This is a genomic window from Comamonas sp. GW821-FHT11H03, assembly GCF_058807955.1.
Map to the genome: position 1 here is coordinate 1 of NZ_JBXARF010000015.1, position 15,723 is coordinate 15,723.

Sequence of the window (15,723 nt, forward strand, 5' to 3'; positions counted from 1 at the left end):
CGATGGTCAGCCCGCCCGCCAGCGCAACCGCGTTGGCCAGGGTCACTGCCGTGGTTGCATCCAACGTGGTGCCGGCCGCTGCGTTCAATGCGCCCGTGCCGAGGGCGGTGTTGCTGCCGGCGAACAAGGTCCCGCCGTTGAGCGCGGTGGTGCCGCTGTTGGTGTTGTTGCCGGTCAGGGTCAGGCTGGCGCTGCCGCTCTTGGTGATCGCGCCGGTGCCGGAGACGATGCCGGCCAGGGTCAGGGCATTGCTGCCAAGCACGTTCAACGCACCGGTGATGCCGACGTTGTTGGCCAGGGTCACGTTGCCGGTGCTGTCGAGGCTAGTGCCGTTGCTGGTGTTGAGGACACCGGTGCCCAGTGCGTTGTTGTTGCCGACGCGCAAGGTCCCGGCGCTGAGGCTGGTGATCCCGGTGTAGGTGTTGATGCCGTTGAGGGTCAGGCTGCCGCTGCCGGTTTTGGTCAGGTTGGCGGCGCCGCTGATCACCCCGCCAAGGGTCAGCGCACCGGTGCCGGTTGCGGTCAGGGTGCTGTTGAGCATGATCGCGTTAGCCAGCGAAATCGGCGCCGTCGCCGAGATGCTCGAAGAGCCGCCAACGGTGATGCCGCCGGTGCTGAACGCCTGATTGTTGCCAACCAGCACCACACCGCCGTTGAGCACGGTACTGCCGGAGTAAGTGTTGATACCGCTGAGGTTGATCTGGCCGCTGCCGATCTTGGTCAGGCCGCCAGTGCCGGAAATCACTCCGTTCAGGGTCATGCCGTTGATGCCCTGCAGGGTCAGACCGCCGGCACCGAGGTTGATCTGGTTGGCTAGCGTCAAACCGGCATTGCTGGCCTGAAGTATCCCGCCATTGGATGTCAGCACACCGCTGCCGAACGCGGCGTTGTCGTTGAACTGCGCGACACCGCCATTGAGGGTGGTCGCACCGCTGACCAACGGCCCTTGCAAGGTCCAGGTGCCGCTGTTGAGGGTCAGGTTGTTGAAATTGACGTAGGTCGCGCTGGACGCCGTGCCGGTTCCGGTGGTGCCGCCACCGAGGCCTATCGGGTTTTGCAGGATCAGCATGTTGGTACCGGCCGCACCGCCATCGATCGTCCCGGTCGGTGCAAAGGTCAGGTTGACACCGATCAAGCCCCCGAGGCCGACGCTGGTTTGCGCGCCGTCACCGACGTTAACGCTGGAACCGGTGATCGCGTAGAAGGTGTTGGTGCTGCCGGCCCCCATCGACACGCCGCCAGTGATGTTACCGGCGTTGGTGAAGGTGTTGCCCGCCACCGACGTCTCGAACGCGACCCGGCCGTTGATCGTGCCGCTGGCGCTGTTGGTCATGTTGACTTGTGAACCGCCATACACCCCGACCACCGGGGTATCGGCCAAGGTGATCCCGCCGACCGACAGCCCGGTCGAGGTAATCGTGCCGTCGTTGGTGATGGTCGTGGTGCCCGACACCGAGTTGTTCACGGCAATCCCCAGCCCGTCGATGCTGGTCAGGTTGAGGCCGAGCAGCATGCCGGTGCCGCGAATGAGCCCGGTGGTGTTGTTGGCGATGCTCACCGTGCTGGTCGCGCCGGTGCCGATGAACGCGCCGCCACTGAGGATCGAGACCAGGCCCAGCAAGGCCGGGTCGAGGGTGCCGGAGTTGTTCAGGTTGATGTTGGCCCCGGTCAGGTTGATCACCTTGCCGCCCAGCGTCGCGTTCATCTGCGCGCCGTTGGTGACGTTGAGCGTCAGGCCGCTGGTGGCACTGCTGTAGTCATTGAGAAATAGCGGCAGGGTCGGGACTCCGCTGCAAGTGATCGTGCTTCCCGCAGCCGAGCAAGTTGCCCAGGCAGCGGGGCTCAGAGCGGCCCCGCCGCACAACATGGCTGCAGCCAGCGCCACTCTCCGAATCGGGCCCGCACGCCCACCAAAGCATGATGAACCTGTTACCAAAGAGGCCGCCCTCGAACTATTGACCGAGGCCGTGCCAGAGTGAGCTGTTTCAGGCGCTGCAACCCAGGCCCCCAAAGACTGATTCCAGATAGATCGATAGGATTTATTCATGATTGCCCTTTAATAGGATTTAGGGCAATACAGCTGTCCTTAGGTGCCCCTCCTTACCCCTTCCAGATAAATAATCTAATTGATGTAACAAAAACAAACAATCACTGAAATAAATTATTTAAATTTTCAACAAGCGCTTTTTATGCATAGACATAATAGATTAATGAAAGAAAGAACTTGTAAGAGGTGCTCTTTAGCTAAGACTCTCAGTTGATTGGCGTCAATTGACTGCGGGCTCGATGTGTAAATCGATGAACCCTAATGCTTTCATTTTTTCCGCTAGCAACAAGGCAGGTGGTTACATGCAGGACTTTTCGGATATCCCCTACCAAGGACTGCCACGATGCCAAATGGCACCGCTTTTTTGCGTAGCCCCAAGCGAGTCTCGCTGATCATCAAAGTGAGAAATCTGTGTAGTATCGGATCCGCAAAAATCCGATTCATTGCACTTTTGTGGCCTGCTGTATTTTTTTCGGATACAGCGTCATTGATTCTGTCTTTTTAAAGCCAAAGGCTTTTCTGCCTTGACATAAATGCTCATACTTTTTCATGTATGTGTTGGTGTTTCATACATGACCTATTCAACGTATACCTAGAAAGAGGTAGTTTGTGACATCTACAACGCGCCACCGTATGCATAGCGCAATGAGCTTGGCTTTGACAGTGTTCATGAGTTGCAGCACGCTAGCCCAGGCCGCGCAATCACCTGACAAGGACTCTGAGTCACCCGTTGCGAACCTGGGTTCTATCAATATCTCCGCTGCCGAGGTACAGCAACTATTACGGGCCATGCCCGAGGGCGAGCGTGCCAAAGTTAAGAGCAACCGTGAAGGCTTGGAAAACTGGCTACGCCAACGCCTTGCCAGCGAAGCACTGCTGAGTGATGCACAGCGAAAGAAGTGGGCCGAGCGCCCGGAGGTCAAGTCACGCATTGATGCAGCCGTCAAAGAGACCACAGCTCGCATCGTCACCGGCAGCTACCTGGAGTCATTGGTCAAGCTGCCTGCAGGCTTTCCTAGTGATGCCGAAGTCCGTGCTGCATATGAACGCAACCACTCACAACTCAATGTTGCTCCAACCTATCGGGTCGCTCAGATTTTCTTGCCCGTTGCGCCCGATGCGGATGGAGCGACGATCGCAGCGGTGCGCAGCAAAGCTGCAGAGTTGGCCAAGCAAGCACGCACAGGTGACTTTGCAGCACTTGCCAAGGAGCACTCCCAGGATGCTCGGAGTGCTAGCAAAGACGGAGAGGTTGGCAATTTGCCCTTGGCCCAGCTTCTGCCTGAGACTCGCGAGATCGTTTCCAGCATGCAGCCCAACCAAGTCAGCGAGCCGGTGCGCTCCGCTTCCGGCTTCCATGTGCTCAAGCTCCTCGCCAGCCAACCTACACGTCTGGCGACCTTGGAGGAGGTCAAGCCCACCTTGCAGGCAGCCTTGCGCGAGCAACGTCAGCAGGAGCTTGCAAATGAATATCTGAGCAAACTCGCACCTTCTTCTGAGGTGAAAATTGACAACGCTGCTCTGGAGACAGCGCTGCAAAGGGTCAACTGACAGCAGTTTTACGCCCCATTTTGCTGCCCATGGTCAGATCAGCATCCTGGCCACTTCATCGCCCGATGATGGCCAAGAAAGTCCGCTCCCGCACCAGCCTCAGCACCTGCCTAAATCTCCAGTTCCATGATGGCGGGCGTGAACTGGTAGCACCAGGCATGGCCCATGCCGGACAGCCGGTGCGTGGCGTCGTATTCATGGCCCTTGGTGGGTTTGAGGCAGCCGTGCTGCAGCAGCACCTTGCACACGGCCTTGTAGTCGAAGCCGCGGCAGATCTCGGTGCGGAACACTTCGGCCAGCACAAAAGTACTCCACCCGCGTTTCCTCGCCGTCAATGGCCGTCATGGCTTCGTAGATGTCCTTGGATGTGCCTGGCGTGTAACTGGTCTTCAGGATCTTCAGCGGCTTGCCGTCTTCAGCGATCAGGCACCTGAAGCCCGCGCGCTGCAGTGTCTTGGCGTTGTGGTCGTCGATCGCCGGGTGCCACCACGTCAAACGCCCTTCTCCATGCGCCTCCAAAAATCCGAGCACCTGCTGCAGCATGGCCGTGACCTAACCATTACCTGCACCGCCACAAGCCAGCAGCCACGCCTCATAGCATGCCTTGGTCGCCAGATCGCCGGCCACGCCCACCAGCGCAAAACATGCCGCCCTGCCCGCTGGCCTTGCCGGGCGTCCAGCTGGCCGCCAGGGCGCCCGATTGCTGGCGTACACGTTTGGCCAGCGTGTCGGCATGCCCGGTTGCCCACTGCAAAAACGCATATCCCACTGCACCATGGCAGAGCTGCGCCTCGCGTGCGAGATGTGAAGAGAATGCGGCCCCGTCGGCCAAGCCGTGCAGCTGCTCGAAAGCGCCCATGCCCTTGCCTGCATCTGCCGGAATATCGGCCATCGAACCTCTTGCCCGGCACGCGTGCGCTTGCCGTCTTCGGCCATGTGGCCGGCCAAGCCCAGCTCGCAGGCACTCAAGAACAGCAGCCGCCACGTCAGGCGCGTGCGGGCTGCACCATTGCATGTAGCACGTGCCTTGCTCTGCTCGTTGGCCAGCATGTAAGCGCATTCGCCTGCAACCTTGCCCTCCACCTGGACCAGTTCGTCCAAAATCAGCGGCTGTCGCAGTGCTGGGCTGCAATGGCTTCCAGTGCGTTGTCGGTAGTACGCCAGCGCTGCATGTAGTTCTGGCCGCCGTACACACTGGCCGCCAGCCGCAGCGCCGTGGTCTTGCTGCAAGAGCTATCGCCCCGCAGATGGAAGCCGCCGCTCTCCATGCCCGCAGGGCGTAGCAGCGGCCCGGCAAATGCACAGGTTACGGCGAACACCAGACGGCTGCTGCCTGCGCACAAGCGGCCTATGCGATCCGCCCAGTCCTAGGCCTCACGCCGAATGCGAAAGGTGTTCTCCATCTGGTTGTCGGACTGGAACACGATATCCCGCGATCAAGCCCGCCTTTGAGCTTTTCCAGCTTACGGGCCTCGATAGGGTCACTACCCTGCGCACGTTGCATCTTGGCAACATCACGCGCTTTACGGGCTGCCGTCAGCCCTACGGCGGGGTAACTGCCCAAAGCAAGCTGCTTTTCTTTTCCGTCGGTACAGTACTTGTAGAACCAGCGCTTGGAGCCGCTGGGACTGACTTGCAGGTACAGCCCGCCAACATCGGTGAAGCCCGCCTGCTTGCGATCAGGAGGGCAGATGGCGTTGCGATAGTGGGCATCGGTCAGCATGGGGTACATACTTTCCTAGCTGCGGGTACAGCGCATGGGCGCTGGGTTTGGGCTAAAAAAGTGGGGAATAACTTAGCCAAAGCATAGGCTTTTGGCAAGTTGCCCCCACTTGCACCCCACTTTGCCTCGGATGCCCATGAACCTCGGCGGATGACCAAGGAAGTCAAATTGTTGATTTACCAAATAAAAATGGCGTTCACTGGACTTCAGTGAACGCCATTGGACGCTGGCTGTCGGGAATTGAACCCGCGTCCGCACTTTGCTCCATCCGGCACTCAGGGCATCGGTGCGAAATCGGTGCGATTTTCCCCTTCACACGACACGGCAGGACACCGACAGCGCTTTGTGCAGCTCCAGCGCCGTGGCTTTATTGCCGGAAATTGAGCCTTCCGAGCATGTGATTGCGGGTTATTTGCATCATTTCGAAACACAGCAAACACCGTTCGAGCACCGCTAAATAGCTCATGCCGCACGAGACTCAAGATCCCCCGCGCAAGGCTTGCCAGTTCGATTCCGGCCCCGGACACCAGAGATGTAATGCTATAACCTTTGAAGACGTTCCGGGAACTGTTCCGGCATGTGTTCCGGTTTTTAGCAAAAAATTGCCTGCACGATGACGCATCTTGCAGGCAATTTTTTCAGCTTACAAAGTTCAAGGCTGTGGATATCCAGACACCATTGATCACACTTTGGTAAGCCACTGAGCTAAGTGCCGGAGCGGCTCTTTTGAGACACTCAAAAGTCACGCCGATACAAAGCCTGCCCCCTTACCTACTTGTTTTCAACCAGTGCCTCAGACGCCAAGACTGGCGCAGCTGTTTCGGACCCTGTAGCTTTGCGCTGAGCCTTCTCAGCCTTTTTTTTCTTTTTCTCGAGCTCCCGCTGCCTTTTTTCGAATTGGTAGTTGGGTTTTGGCATCAGGCGATTCCTTAGTGGTTTAAGTTACCCACCATAACCGATGTACCGTCCTGGGGAGTCTTAATTCGCCCGGAAGTGTTTTTTGTTTTGCGTCCAGCTCAACTCAACGGCCTAAAAGCCGTAGCTATGACCCCGCTCACTGGAACAAAAGCGCCCTCGAACTGAGGGCGCTTTTCTTGGGTCTGTCGCTAGATCAGTAGTCACTGCCATAGCCATCTTTGCCATATCAACACTTGGCCCTCTAATGGATTCCAGATCAGCTCCTCCTTCAAATATACTGTATAAATAAACAGTTTTTTGTATAGAAGGGCCTTGAGATGTCATCGAGCAATCGATGCCTCGGGCATGTGACCGGACCAAAGCTTGGGGCGGCGCTTAAGACTCTGCCCACCGCTGGCCACGAGTCGCCTTCATCGATCACCACCGACATTGACACCATGATGCTGGGGCCCGAGCGCCTGACCTACGCACTACACAAATCCAATATGCACCGGTGGGCCACCCAGTACCTCCGGGGCTATCCACGCCGAAGTGCTCTCAACGCTCAGCCCTGTCGAAGTGAAAGATGAAATGCTGGCGCGCTGATTGCGCTGGTCTGAAGATCGATTAAACGAGGGGGATGTTTCGACACTCGGCACCTCGGTTCGCGCGTTTTACGAATCGCTGCTCCACCTCTGCCCTCTGAAGGTTCGCGCGCTCTCCCCTCACCCCGTAGCACTCCTGAAGAAGTGGATCACCGAAGATGCGCAGCCCTGACCGGCCACTCATAGAGCAGACATATCCCACACTGCTGCGTACCCCGGACAGATATGGCTTTCCCAATGAACACATCCTGCCTGGCAGCGCAAGCGACTACATCACAGAAGTAGTTCATCCCGGATAGATGCTTGGGGTCACCACTGGCGACGAGATTGTGTATTTCGGGCCAAGCCTGGCAGGTGTTTTGCGCTCGCCTGCCCCCTTTTGAGTTCCGAGCGCAGGCCCGCTAACGCCCCTAACCCGTCGTTACTCTTCAGTGAGATCGATGACTGCTTACGAGCTGTTTTGTAGCTTTCATCTTTGCAGTCACGCTCAGGATTCATCGAACAGGTTGGATGGCGTGAAGTTCTACAGACCGCCCCTTTTCAATGGGGTGGCGTTCATCGGAGAAGCTGTTGTCGAGCGCTCTGTGCGTGATCAGCAGTTCACATGAAGGGCGAGCAAGCGGTTCTTCAGAGATTCGGCGGCAGGACTAAGCACACGCTCTCGCTTCTGTATCAAGCCTAAAGTCCGCCACAACTGAGGCTCGATGAGTGGTACACCGCAGACCTTAGGATTGCACTCAGGCAGGGCAAGCTGCGGGATGGCAGCCATTCCCAAACCTGCTTCGACAAGAGCCAGAGCCCCAGTTACGTGATTGCACTCGTACCAAGCCATTGGCTGCTCGAGCAGGCCTGCCATGACTTGGTCCAAAAGCAGTCGATTGCTACTCTGGTGTGATACGGATACGAGACGCACTCCGGCAAGCTCTGACCACGCCACCTCTGAGCGGCATGCCCAAACATGACTGCGCAGCATCGCCAACACATACCGCTCGCGTGCCAACGTCTCGAACTGAATTCCGGGTTCCTGACTTCCCGTGAAGCTGAGCCCAAAATCGGCTCGTCCCCGTACCACGGCATCCAGGACATGGCTAGCATTCTCGTCAATGACGTGAACTTGCACATCCGGGTACTCATCGGCGAAGGCGCGCAATGCGTTCGGCAAAAGATGGTTTGCCACTGACGGAATGCAAGCCACTGTCACCGATCCCCGGCGAGTCAGGGCCTGATCGCTGATGCGCTGCGCTGCGGTCTCGAGGCTCTCCAATGCGGCGCGCGCCTCAGTCAGAAATTCCTGGCCAATGGCGGTCAACTGGACATGCCTGGTGGTCCGCTCAAGCAGCTTGGCTCCAAGTGCTTCCTCCAGACGCTCCACCCTGCGACTCAACGCCGGCGCAGACAAAAAAAGACGCTCCGCAGCTACACGAAAGCTTGAATTCTCTGCCGTGGCGACAAACGCCTGCAGCTCGGCAATATCGAATTTAATGCACCTCATGCAATAGTTTAATCATATATTGCAATTTACAGAATAGTCCTGGAAATTTACCATCGCCGCTTGCATAGAGTTGATAACGACTCGATCAGGAGACAACATGCAACGACACCCTCTCGTACTGGCTGCCGCATTGGCCGCCTGCCTGCCGCTCGCCGGTGCCCATGCCCAGGACTTCCCCCCCAAAAGACCGGTCACCATGGTTGTCGGCTTTGCCGCAGGCGGTTCGGCCGATATCGCGGCACGCATCATTGCCAAGAAGCTCGGCGAAAACATAGGCCAGAGCGTGGTCGTGGATAACAAGCCTGGCGCCGGCGGCAATCTGGCGCATGCCCAGGTTGCCCATGGACCTACCGATGGCTCTGTCTTGCTGTTCGGCTCCATCGGCCCCTTGAGCATCTCGCCTCACTTCATGAAGGTGAGCTACGACCCGCTCAAGGATCTCGCACCCATCACTATGGGAGTGACCTTTCCCAACGTTCTGGTGGTGCCTGCAAGCAAAGGCATCAAAACCCTAAGCGAGTTTGTGGCTGCCGCCAAGCGTGAACCGGGCAAACTGGACTTTGCCTCTACGGGCCCTGGATCAGCTGCCCACTTGGCCGGCGAACTGCTTAACGACATTGCAAAGATCGACACGGTTCACATTCCCTATAAGGGCGGAGCCCCCGCTTTACAGGATGTCCTGGGCGGACGCGTCAGCTCTTTCTATGCAGCACCACCCACAGCGCTGCCGCATATCGAGTCGGGCAAGCTCATTCCGCTGGCAACCACCGGACTGACACGGCCAGCCTACCTGCCCAATGTGCCCACCGTCGCAGAGACCTATCCCGGCTTTAACGCCACTAACTGGTATGCGTTCGTTGCGCCAGGGAAAACACCCAAGCCGCTACTGGACAGATGGAATGTCGAGCTCGTGAAGGTGTTGAACGCACCTGACGTGCGAGCAAGCCTGCTTAAACACGGCCAAACTGCAGCTCCAACATCACGAGAAGAATTGGCCAAATTCATTTCCACAGAGAACGAAAAATGGAGTCGCATCATCCGTGAACGAAAAATCACGGCAGATTAACTGAGCGGCAAGTCGACACGGATTGCAAAAGATCGATGGAAACGATGGAGGCCTCAAGCCTGGCACCGCGCACAGAAGCGGTATTTTGGTCCCGTGGAACGTGGATCCATGCAGTTCGGCGCCTGGGCGCTCATTCAGCTCAATGACGGGTGTTGGCGCTTGCTGCAGTTTTGACACGGGGACGCGAAGGAATCCGATCATTCTGGAGCGTTCACAGTTGCCAGTGCAGCCCTTCACGTACTGTCGCCCTAGGTCCGGTTTGCAGAAGTTGCTGACAGTGCAGACGCGCAAGCCCTCTCGGTACCAGACAAGACGGATGGTTTTGGTAAATGCTTAAAAGAGCGGAAACTGGAAGCAAACTACAGCTTCCAGTTTCAAGATGCTTGATAGATCAGTTTGAAGAGTTGCTGGGCTGCTGAAGTCCAAGTTTCTTGGCTGCACTGGCTTCGAGGTTTGCGCGCTCTTAATCCAGTAACCGATTCCGCTCGGGCGGAACGCACGTCAACTATCAGCAAACCGATCGTTCTGATCTTCGCGTTCAGGTGCTGGGTGACACTGTCGTGATAACTGGTCGACAGATGCTGGTCGCAGTCAGAAAAGATGGAAGCGACACTGTTCGGATTGACTCGCAGGTTCTTCAAGCCTGGACCGAAAACGAGGGCCAGTGACATCAAACTGCCTTTGAGGCAACTCCCACGAAAATGAGCATTTCGTCGCAACTGTAGGGTTGCATGTTAACTGGACGCCGTCAGAAGCCGTTGTTCATTTCGTGACCCTATATGACCGCTTCTGGCGGCAGATTCAACCGTTCCCAGTCGTACGCCTAGGAGCTGCGTCCAGCTCTGAGAGAATCGCGCCATGACCGATGAATTCCGATCCACACCGTCCACAAGCGCGTTTGCCAAACCTTCCTGAGGCACTGGAAGGCCCACAAGAACGCCTATCTAAAGCTGATCAAGATGACGCAGGAAGGTAAGCGCCCGGCCATCCCATCTTGACGCGAGGGCGAGGGTCAGCGCAGCTTGTGGATGGCGAGGTTGGCTACGTTAATGCTGAAGGCCTTGGCATCGAAGGGCCCACCCCACCAGCGCCAATAGTCAGCGTGCTGCTCATGTGTGGGGTTGTGCATGGCTTCCAGGAAGTCCATGTAGCCGGGCGCACCACCCACATCTTCCGGCGGGCAAGCATTTTCGCCAGCCAGGCACATCGGCCAGTCGTTACGGTCTTCCTGCACTGGCAAGCACTCTTCGACGGTGATGATGTGTTCCCACCCATCGCCGAAGTCGTAGTTGTAGCCGAAGGTCTTGACCTGTTCTCCCAGGACGGCACCAACGGTGAACTTTCTCTCATCGAGCATGTCGTCGCTGTCGCCCCATTCCTTGTCCAGGACACCGTAGCGTCGCTGCTCTATGTTCCAGTCATGGAGGTGGCTGTTGGTCCAGCCCATGGCTGCCTGCACGATGCGGTCAAGCTTCGACAGCTTGACGCAGTCAGGTATGAGGATGCGCCGCCACACAGGAGGGGCGATGTGCTGAAGCTCAACGCGTAGCTGGTAAACGCGCTTGGGTTGGGTACGTTGGTACTTGGTGCTCATCCACCAAGTATCGCAGCGCCGCTGTGCCAACGATGCGGCAGCAATTCCTCGACCCGACTGGCCCGGTGCGTGGGCAGTCGCGTGAGCACATCCTTCAAATACGCATATGGGTCATGCCCGTTCATGCGCGCCGACTGGACCAGACTCATTACCGCTGCCGCGCGCAGACTGCCGGCGAACAGCCAATTGTTGCGTCCAATCGCAATCGGCCGGATCTGGTTCTCGATCCAGTTGTTGTCCACGGGCAATTGCCCATCAGCTGCGAAGCGCGTCAGCGCGGTCCAGCGTCGCAGGCTGTAGTCAAGGGCCTTGGCAGTTGCCGAGCTGTCCGGCAGTTGTTGCCGCTGCAACAGCATCCAAGCGTGCAGTGCATCGAGCACCGGCTTGGCGTGCTGCTGCCGGATGGCCTGGCGTTGATCGGCGCTCAGGTCTTTTACCTCGCGCTCGATGTCGTAGACCTTGGCGAACTGCTCCAACGCGAAGCCCGCAATCTGGCTTTTGCTCGTCGCATGCAGGTCAAAGAATTTTCGCCGGGCGTGCGCCAGGCAGCCCACCTCGGTCACGCCACTGGCGATCAAGGCTTTGTAGCCGGCGAAGTCGTCGCAGGTCAGCGCCCCTCTCCAGTCACCGAGGAAGTTGCGCGCATGCTCACCCGCCCTGGACTCGCAGAAGTCGTACACCACGGCCTTCATGTCTTCGAAGGCGCCTGGCGCGTAGGCCCACAGGTAGGCGCGGTGCGTAGCCCCCTTGCCGGGCTTGAGCATCGCTACCGGCGTTTCGTCGGCGTGCAGCACACGGCGGCGGAGTATCTCGGCCTTGAGCGCATCGACCAGCGGCTGCAGCCGCACGCCGCAGTTGCCGACCCACTGCGCCAGTGTCGAGCGGGGAATGGCCAGACCGGCGCGTGCAAAGATGCTTTCCTGGCGGTACAGCGGCAGGTGGTCGGCGTATTTGGCCACCAGCACCTGGGCCAGCAGGCCCGTGGTGAGGATGCCCTTGTCGATCACATGCGCTTCAACCGGCGCCTGGGTGATGGTCTCGCACTGCGCGCAGGCCCATTTGCCGCGTATGTGGCGCTCCACCGTGGACACGCTGGGAACATAGTCGAGCTTCTCGGCCACGTCTTCGCCGATGCGTTTCATCTGGCAACCACAGGCGCAGGTACTCGACTCTGGCTCGTGGCGGATCTCGCGCCGGGGCAGGTTGGCCGGCAGCGACTGGCGTTTGGGTTGCTGCTTGGTTTCGGGGGCCGCCGCAGGCGGCTGTAATTGCTCGATCTCGTCTTCAAGCAGGCTGCGCTGCTCGGGGTTGAAGCGCTCGGACTGTGTGGCGAACTTCATGCGCTTCAGGAGCGCGTTCTCGTGGGTGAGCTTGGCGTTCAGGGCCTGGCTATGCTTGAGCTCGGTTTGGTGGCAGGCGATTTGCGCGTCCTTGTCGGTCACGCGGCCCATGAGGCTGGCGACCATCTCGCGCAGTTGCTCGGCGCTGAGATCGTTCAAGGATTGTTGCTGCTCCACCATGGCCACCAGTGTGCCAAGGAAGGCACTGCGCTGTCATGCGCAGATCCACGGATTGTGCGCCGGCTTCAGACCACAGTGATGATGCCGGCGTCTCCCATGCGTTGCCACGGCAGGCCCAGCACCAAGGCATCGAGCTGGGAACGCCCCAACTGCCAGTGTGCATCGGTCGGCGCAGGCCAGACGAACTTGCCCTGGTGCAGGCGGCGAGCGGCCAGCCAGATGCCGATGCCGTCGTGCACCAGCACCTTCATGCGGTTGGCGCGCTTGTTGGCGAACAGGTAGGCATGGTGAGGGTAGGCGGCACCGAACACGGCAATCACACGGGCCAGCGCCGTGTCGGTGCCGGCGCGCATGTCCAGCGGGGCCGTGGCCAGCCAGGCGGCATCGATGCGGATCATCGCAAGAGCTCGCGTAGGAGTGCTCCGCACTGCGAAAGCGGGCATTGCAAGCGCACCAGCAATTCGCCGCGCTGGATCTGTAGATGAACTTCAGGCAAGAGCGGCTCCTCAGCAGGCGCAGCCAACCTGGCCGGCAGCGCGGCTGGAATGCATGGGGCAGTTGGCATCGGCAAAGGCACGAATGCGGGCACTACCGCTGCTTGCCGCTCTCGCTGTTCACGGATCCAGCGATGCACCATATTCGAGTCCAGGCCATGCGCCAGGGCCACGCCGCCTACGCTGGCGCCAGGCTGGGCGCAGCGGTCCAGCACCTGGGCCTTGAATTGCTTGCTGTACTCACGCCGCCGTGGGCGGTCTTGATTCAAAGAGTTTTCCATCGTCTCCACGATCCTCCATCGTGAGGACGATGCCCGCTTCAAGCGGTGCTTTCAAGATGGGATCGCCGTGCGCATACGCAGGAAGAGTTGCGCCAGTTCAACATCGTCAACTCCTTTGGTAGGCCCAATGAGATGCGGGGCGTGCCAATTGAAATCGACCCCAGCACCACATGAGTGATGATTGCGGTCGATGGGACAGAAATGCCTTGGGATGAGGGCTACTAAAGCGGCCACGAGTTATAGCGTCACGGAACATTTTCAAAAAAATTTGCACCGGGTGCATCCAAACATCGATCTCGTGGGTAGTACCTGCAGCAACACAAGCAACGTGCTGCTTCAGTGAATCCTTCCAACCGATCTAATTGGAGAATCTCGATGTCGACCACTCGCTTCACATACCGCCTCGCCGCCTTTGCTGCCATCACTTCCGCAGCAGCCCTGCTCGCTGCATGCGGCTCGATGAAGTCACCAGCCAGCAGCTTCTCTCAGGCTTCGCTGCCTGCCCCCATACAGGTTCCCGCAGGTCACAAGGTAGCCTGGGAAATGGTTGGCAGTGGTGACATCACCTATGAGTGCCGGGACAAGGCCAATGCACCTGGCCAAACCGAATGGGTCTTCGTCGGTCCCGATGCGGTGTTGAAAGATCGCTCCGGCAAGACCGTGGGCCGCTACTACGGACCTCCCGCAACCTGGGAAGCCAATGACGGCTCCAAGCTCACAGCTACGCAATTTGCAGTCGCACCATCTAGCCCTGGCAGCTTGCCCTATCAGTTGGTAAAGGCCAATCCCGCCATGGGTGCCGGCGCGCTGGTAGACGTTAGCTACATCCAGCGCGTCGCGCTCCAAGGGGGTGTTGCTCCTGCAGACAAACCCTGTACCACAGCCACCAAAGGCCAGAAGACCATGGTCAAGTACCAGGCCGATTACATTTTTTGGAAACCCACGATGTAAGGTTTTGCAACGGCATGACTAGAATGGCTGAAGGATTTATCTCTATTTCCCTCTCATCTTCTATTTGTGCCGCCTGCTGCCGCCCTCCAAGACGACGCTTTCGACCACGACGCTGCGCTGCAAGCCTGTGCGCGAGGTGATCTCCAAGCTCTGCGCAGCATCTATGAGCGCGAAACCCGCTATCTGCTAGGTGTTGCTCTCAGAATAGTTCGTGACCGCGCTACGGCAGAGGATGTGCTTCACGACGCTTTTGTGTCCATCTGGGAACGTGCATCAAGCTTCGACGCCAGCCGTGGTGCTGGCCGAGGCTGGATTTACAGCATTGTCAGACATGCTGCCCTGAATCGAGTGCGCAATAGCGCGCGAGAGACCGTGCTGGATGAACCGGCTACAGCGCACATGGATGCACAGGCGGCTTTTGCGGCCTGGCAGGGAAGTGGCGATGAGCTTGCGCGACAGGCAGCGCTTGGCCGTCTCGGGCATTGCCTGGACGGTTTGGAGCCTGCACGCCGCGCCTGCTTGCTGCACGCTTATGTTGACGGCTGCACACACAGTGAAATTGCCGAGAGGCTGCAAGCCCCTTTGGGCACAGTAAAAGCCTGGATTCAGCGCGCACTGCGCGCACTGCGGGAATGCATGCAATGAGCGGCGAAACCCAACAATCACTGCCTCCAGACGACCTGCATACCCAGGCCGGAGAGTATGTATTAGGCACGCTCAACGCAAACCAGCGTCGCTCCATTGAATCCCGCCTGACATATGAGCCGGCCCTGCGTGCAGCAGTGGATGAGTGGGAGCAGCGCCTGTTGCCGCTCACATCCCTGGCCGAGCCGATTGAACCGGCAGCCGGCCTGTGGCAGCGCATCGTCGCAAGCATTGCACAACCCAAGGCTACTCAAGCTACAGCGGCAAAGATTCGCTGGTGGCAGTGGGACAGCCTTTCTCTATGGCGTGGACTGACAGGCACTGGCTTCGCGGCGGCAGCAGTGTTAGCAGCAGTGTTAGCAGCAGTCCTTGTAGCGCGCGAGGCTCCTCCTCCCGCCGCACCACGCTACTTTGTGGTACTGACTGCGCCTCAAAGTCAGTCTCCTGGCTGGCTGGTGCAGGCCCAGACCGAAGGCAGGCTTCGTCTGGTGCCGTTGGGTACCGATAACGTTCCTTCAGAAAAATCCCTCCAGTTCTGGACCAAGGGTGATGGCTGGAGCGCTCCAGTATCGCTTGGCCTGGTAAAGCCAGGCGAGGCCATAGAGGTTCCGGTGGACAAGCTCCCCCCTCTGCAGCCCAATCAATTGTTTGAACTGACCCTGGAACCCTATGGCGGCTCACCGATTGGACGACCCACTGGCCCCATCCAGTTCATTGGTCGAGCCGTCAAGATCTAGGACCTCTGCCAGTCAGGGCTTGATGAGCCACCTGCCAGCATCTTCAAAAGCAAGCATTGCAGCCGTCAAAGGCAACCTTGCCTTACACCCGTGCACCCGACTAATCGCCAGTAAAAACAA

General features: G+C 58.6%; 15 protein-coding genes and 1 pseudogene. 5 read left to right on the top strand and 11 right to left on the bottom strand.

Annotation, left to right across the window (positions count from 1 at the left end):
• Both AC1RTQ_RS23280 and AC1RTQ_RS23285 read right to left on the bottom strand, forming a co-directional pair.
• Positions 1–1,885, bottom strand: a 1,885-nt coding sequence (locus tag AC1RTQ_RS23280; protein WP_492879308.1) for a beta strand repeat-containing protein, incomplete at its 3' end; no start/stop codon positions are given.
• A gap of 42 nt (positions 1,886–1,927) precedes the next feature.
• Positions 1,928–2,047 (bottom strand): annotated as a pseudogene (locus AC1RTQ_RS23285) (ESPR domain-containing protein); the annotation flags it as partial.
• A 645-nt stretch (positions 2,048–2,692) separates the two neighbouring features.
• Here AC1RTQ_RS23285 and AC1RTQ_RS23290 point away from each other — a divergent pair.
• Positions 2,693–3,598 (top strand): peptidylprolyl isomerase, encoded by a 906-nt coding sequence (locus tag AC1RTQ_RS23290; RefSeq protein ID WP_492879242.1) that lies wholly within the window; start codon positions 2,693–2,695, stop codon positions 3,596–3,598.
• A 110-nt stretch (positions 3,599–3,708) separates the two neighbouring features.
• Here the strand turns inward: AC1RTQ_RS23290 and AC1RTQ_RS23295 are convergent, their stop codons facing one another.
• From AC1RTQ_RS23295 to AC1RTQ_RS23315, 5 genes are all read right to left on the bottom strand, one after another.
• Positions 3,709–3,900: a hypothetical protein gene (locus AC1RTQ_RS23295; protein ID WP_492879244.1), complete on the bottom strand. Its 192-nt coding sequence runs from the start codon at positions 3,898–3,900 to the stop codon at positions 3,709–3,711.
• Positions 3,901–4,190: 290 nt separating this feature from the next.
• Entirely contained in the window at positions 4,191–4,490 is a 300-nt protein-coding gene (locus AC1RTQ_RS23300) for a hypothetical protein (protein ID WP_492879316.1), read from the bottom strand.
• A gap of 211 nt (positions 4,491–4,701) precedes the next feature.
• Entirely contained in the window at positions 4,702–4,917 is a 216-nt protein-coding gene (locus tag AC1RTQ_RS23305) for a DUF927 domain-containing protein (RefSeq protein ID WP_492879246.1), read from the bottom strand.
• A 29-nt stretch (positions 4,918–4,946) separates the two neighbouring features.
• Positions 4,947–5,321, bottom strand: a complete 375-nt coding sequence (locus tag AC1RTQ_RS23310; RefSeq protein WP_492879248.1) for an Arm DNA-binding domain-containing protein — start codon at positions 5,319–5,321, stop codon at positions 4,947–4,949.
• Positions 5,322–7,415: 2,094 nt separating this feature from the next.
• Complete coding sequence (locus AC1RTQ_RS23315; RefSeq protein WP_492879250.1) at positions 7,416–8,315, bottom strand: LysR family transcriptional regulator; 900 nt, start codon at positions 8,313–8,315, stop codon at positions 7,416–7,418.
• A gap of 97 nt (positions 8,316–8,412) precedes the next feature.
• Here AC1RTQ_RS23315 and AC1RTQ_RS23320 point away from each other — a divergent pair, with 97 nt between their 5' ends.
• Positions 8,413–9,381 (top strand): Bug family tripartite tricarboxylate transporter substrate binding protein, encoded by a 969-nt coding sequence (locus tag AC1RTQ_RS23320; RefSeq protein ID WP_492879253.1) that lies wholly within the window; start codon positions 8,413–8,415, stop codon positions 9,379–9,381.
• Positions 9,382–10,393: 1,012 nt separating this feature from the next.
• On the opposite strand, the gene AC1RTQ_RS23325 is transcribed toward AC1RTQ_RS23320, so the two are convergent.
• The 4 genes from AC1RTQ_RS23325 to tnpA form a co-directional block, all read right to left on the bottom strand.
• Positions 10,394–10,975 (bottom strand): plasmid pRiA4b ORF-3 family protein, encoded by a 582-nt coding sequence (locus tag AC1RTQ_RS23325; RefSeq protein WP_492879255.1) that lies wholly within the window; start codon positions 10,973–10,975, stop codon positions 10,394–10,396.
• Complete coding sequence (gene tnpC / locus AC1RTQ_RS23330; protein ID WP_492879310.1) at positions 10,972–12,492, bottom strand: IS66 family transposase; 1,521 nt, start codon at positions 12,490–12,492, stop codon at positions 10,972–10,974. The genes AC1RTQ_RS23325 and tnpC overlap by 4 nt, the downstream gene beginning before the upstream one ends.
• 68 nt (positions 12,493–12,560) lie before the next feature.
• Positions 12,561–12,893, bottom strand: a complete 333-nt coding sequence (gene tnpB / locus AC1RTQ_RS23335; protein ID WP_492879257.1) for an IS66 family insertion sequence element accessory protein TnpB — start codon at positions 12,891–12,893, stop codon at positions 12,561–12,563.
• Positions 12,890–13,270: an IS66-like element accessory protein TnpA gene (gene tnpA / locus AC1RTQ_RS23340; RefSeq protein WP_492879259.1), complete on the bottom strand. Its 381-nt coding sequence runs from the start codon at positions 13,268–13,270 to the stop codon at positions 12,890–12,892. The genes tnpB and tnpA overlap by 4 nt, the downstream gene beginning before the upstream one ends.
• A gap of 375 nt (positions 13,271–13,645) precedes the next feature.
• On the opposite strand from tnpA, the gene AC1RTQ_RS23345 reads away from it, so the two are divergent.
• The 3 genes from AC1RTQ_RS23345 to AC1RTQ_RS23355 all read left to right on the top strand — a co-directional run bounded on the left by AC1RTQ_RS23345 (position 13,646) and on the right by AC1RTQ_RS23355 (position 15,603).
• Positions 13,646–14,221 (top strand): DUF3455 domain-containing protein, encoded by a 576-nt coding sequence (locus AC1RTQ_RS23345; RefSeq protein ID WP_492879261.1) that lies wholly within the window; start codon positions 13,646–13,648, stop codon positions 14,219–14,221.
• 66 nt (positions 14,222–14,287) lie between these two features.
• Positions 14,288–14,866 carry a sigma-70 family RNA polymerase sigma factor gene (locus tag AC1RTQ_RS23350; RefSeq protein WP_492879263.1) on the top strand — a complete coding sequence of 193 codons (579 nt, stop codon included), beginning with the start codon at positions 14,288–14,290 and terminating at the stop codon, positions 14,864–14,866.
• Positions 14,863–15,603 carry an anti-sigma factor gene (locus AC1RTQ_RS23355; protein ID WP_492879265.1) on the top strand — a complete coding sequence of 247 codons (741 nt, stop codon included), beginning with the start codon at positions 14,863–14,865 and terminating at the stop codon, positions 15,601–15,603. The genes AC1RTQ_RS23350 and AC1RTQ_RS23355 overlap by 4 nt, the downstream gene beginning before the upstream one ends.
• The last annotated feature ends 120 nt before the right edge of the window (positions 15,604–15,723 follow it).

Coding starts and splice junctions, on each gene's coding strand:
- AC1RTQ_RS23325 (WP_492879255.1), bottom strand. CDS start 10,975: ATGAGCACCAAGTACCAACGTACCCAACCCAAGCGCGTTTACCAGCTA.
- tnpA (WP_492879259.1), bottom strand. CDS start 13,270: ATGGAAAACTCTTTGAATCAAGACCGCCCACGGCGGCGTGAGTACAGC.
- AC1RTQ_RS23315 (WP_492879250.1), bottom strand. CDS start 8,315: ATGAGGTGCATTAAATTCGATATTGCCGAGCTGCAGGCGTTTGTCGCC.
- tnpB (WP_492879257.1), bottom strand. CDS start 12,893: ATGATCCGCATCGATGCCGCCTGGCTGGCCACGGCCCCGCTGGACATG.
- AC1RTQ_RS23310 (WP_492879248.1), bottom strand. CDS start 5,321: ATGCTGACCGATGCCCACTATCGCAACGCCATCTGCCCTCCTGATCGC.
- AC1RTQ_RS23345 (WP_492879261.1), top strand. CDS start 13,646: ATGTCGACCACTCGCTTCACATACCGCCTCGCCGCCTTTGCTGCCATC.
- AC1RTQ_RS23290 (WP_492879242.1), top strand. CDS start 2,693: ATGAGCTTGGCTTTGACAGTGTTCATGAGTTGCAGCACGCTAGCCCAG.
- AC1RTQ_RS23355 (WP_492879265.1), top strand. CDS start 14,863: ATGAGCGGCGAAACCCAACAATCACTGCCTCCAGACGACCTGCATACC.
- AC1RTQ_RS23300 (WP_492879316.1), bottom strand. CDS start 4,490: ATGGCCGATATTCCGGCAGATGCAGGCAAGGGCATGGGCGCTTTCGAG.
- AC1RTQ_RS23320 (WP_492879253.1), top strand. CDS start 8,413: ATGCAACGACACCCTCTCGTACTGGCTGCCGCATTGGCCGCCTGCCTG.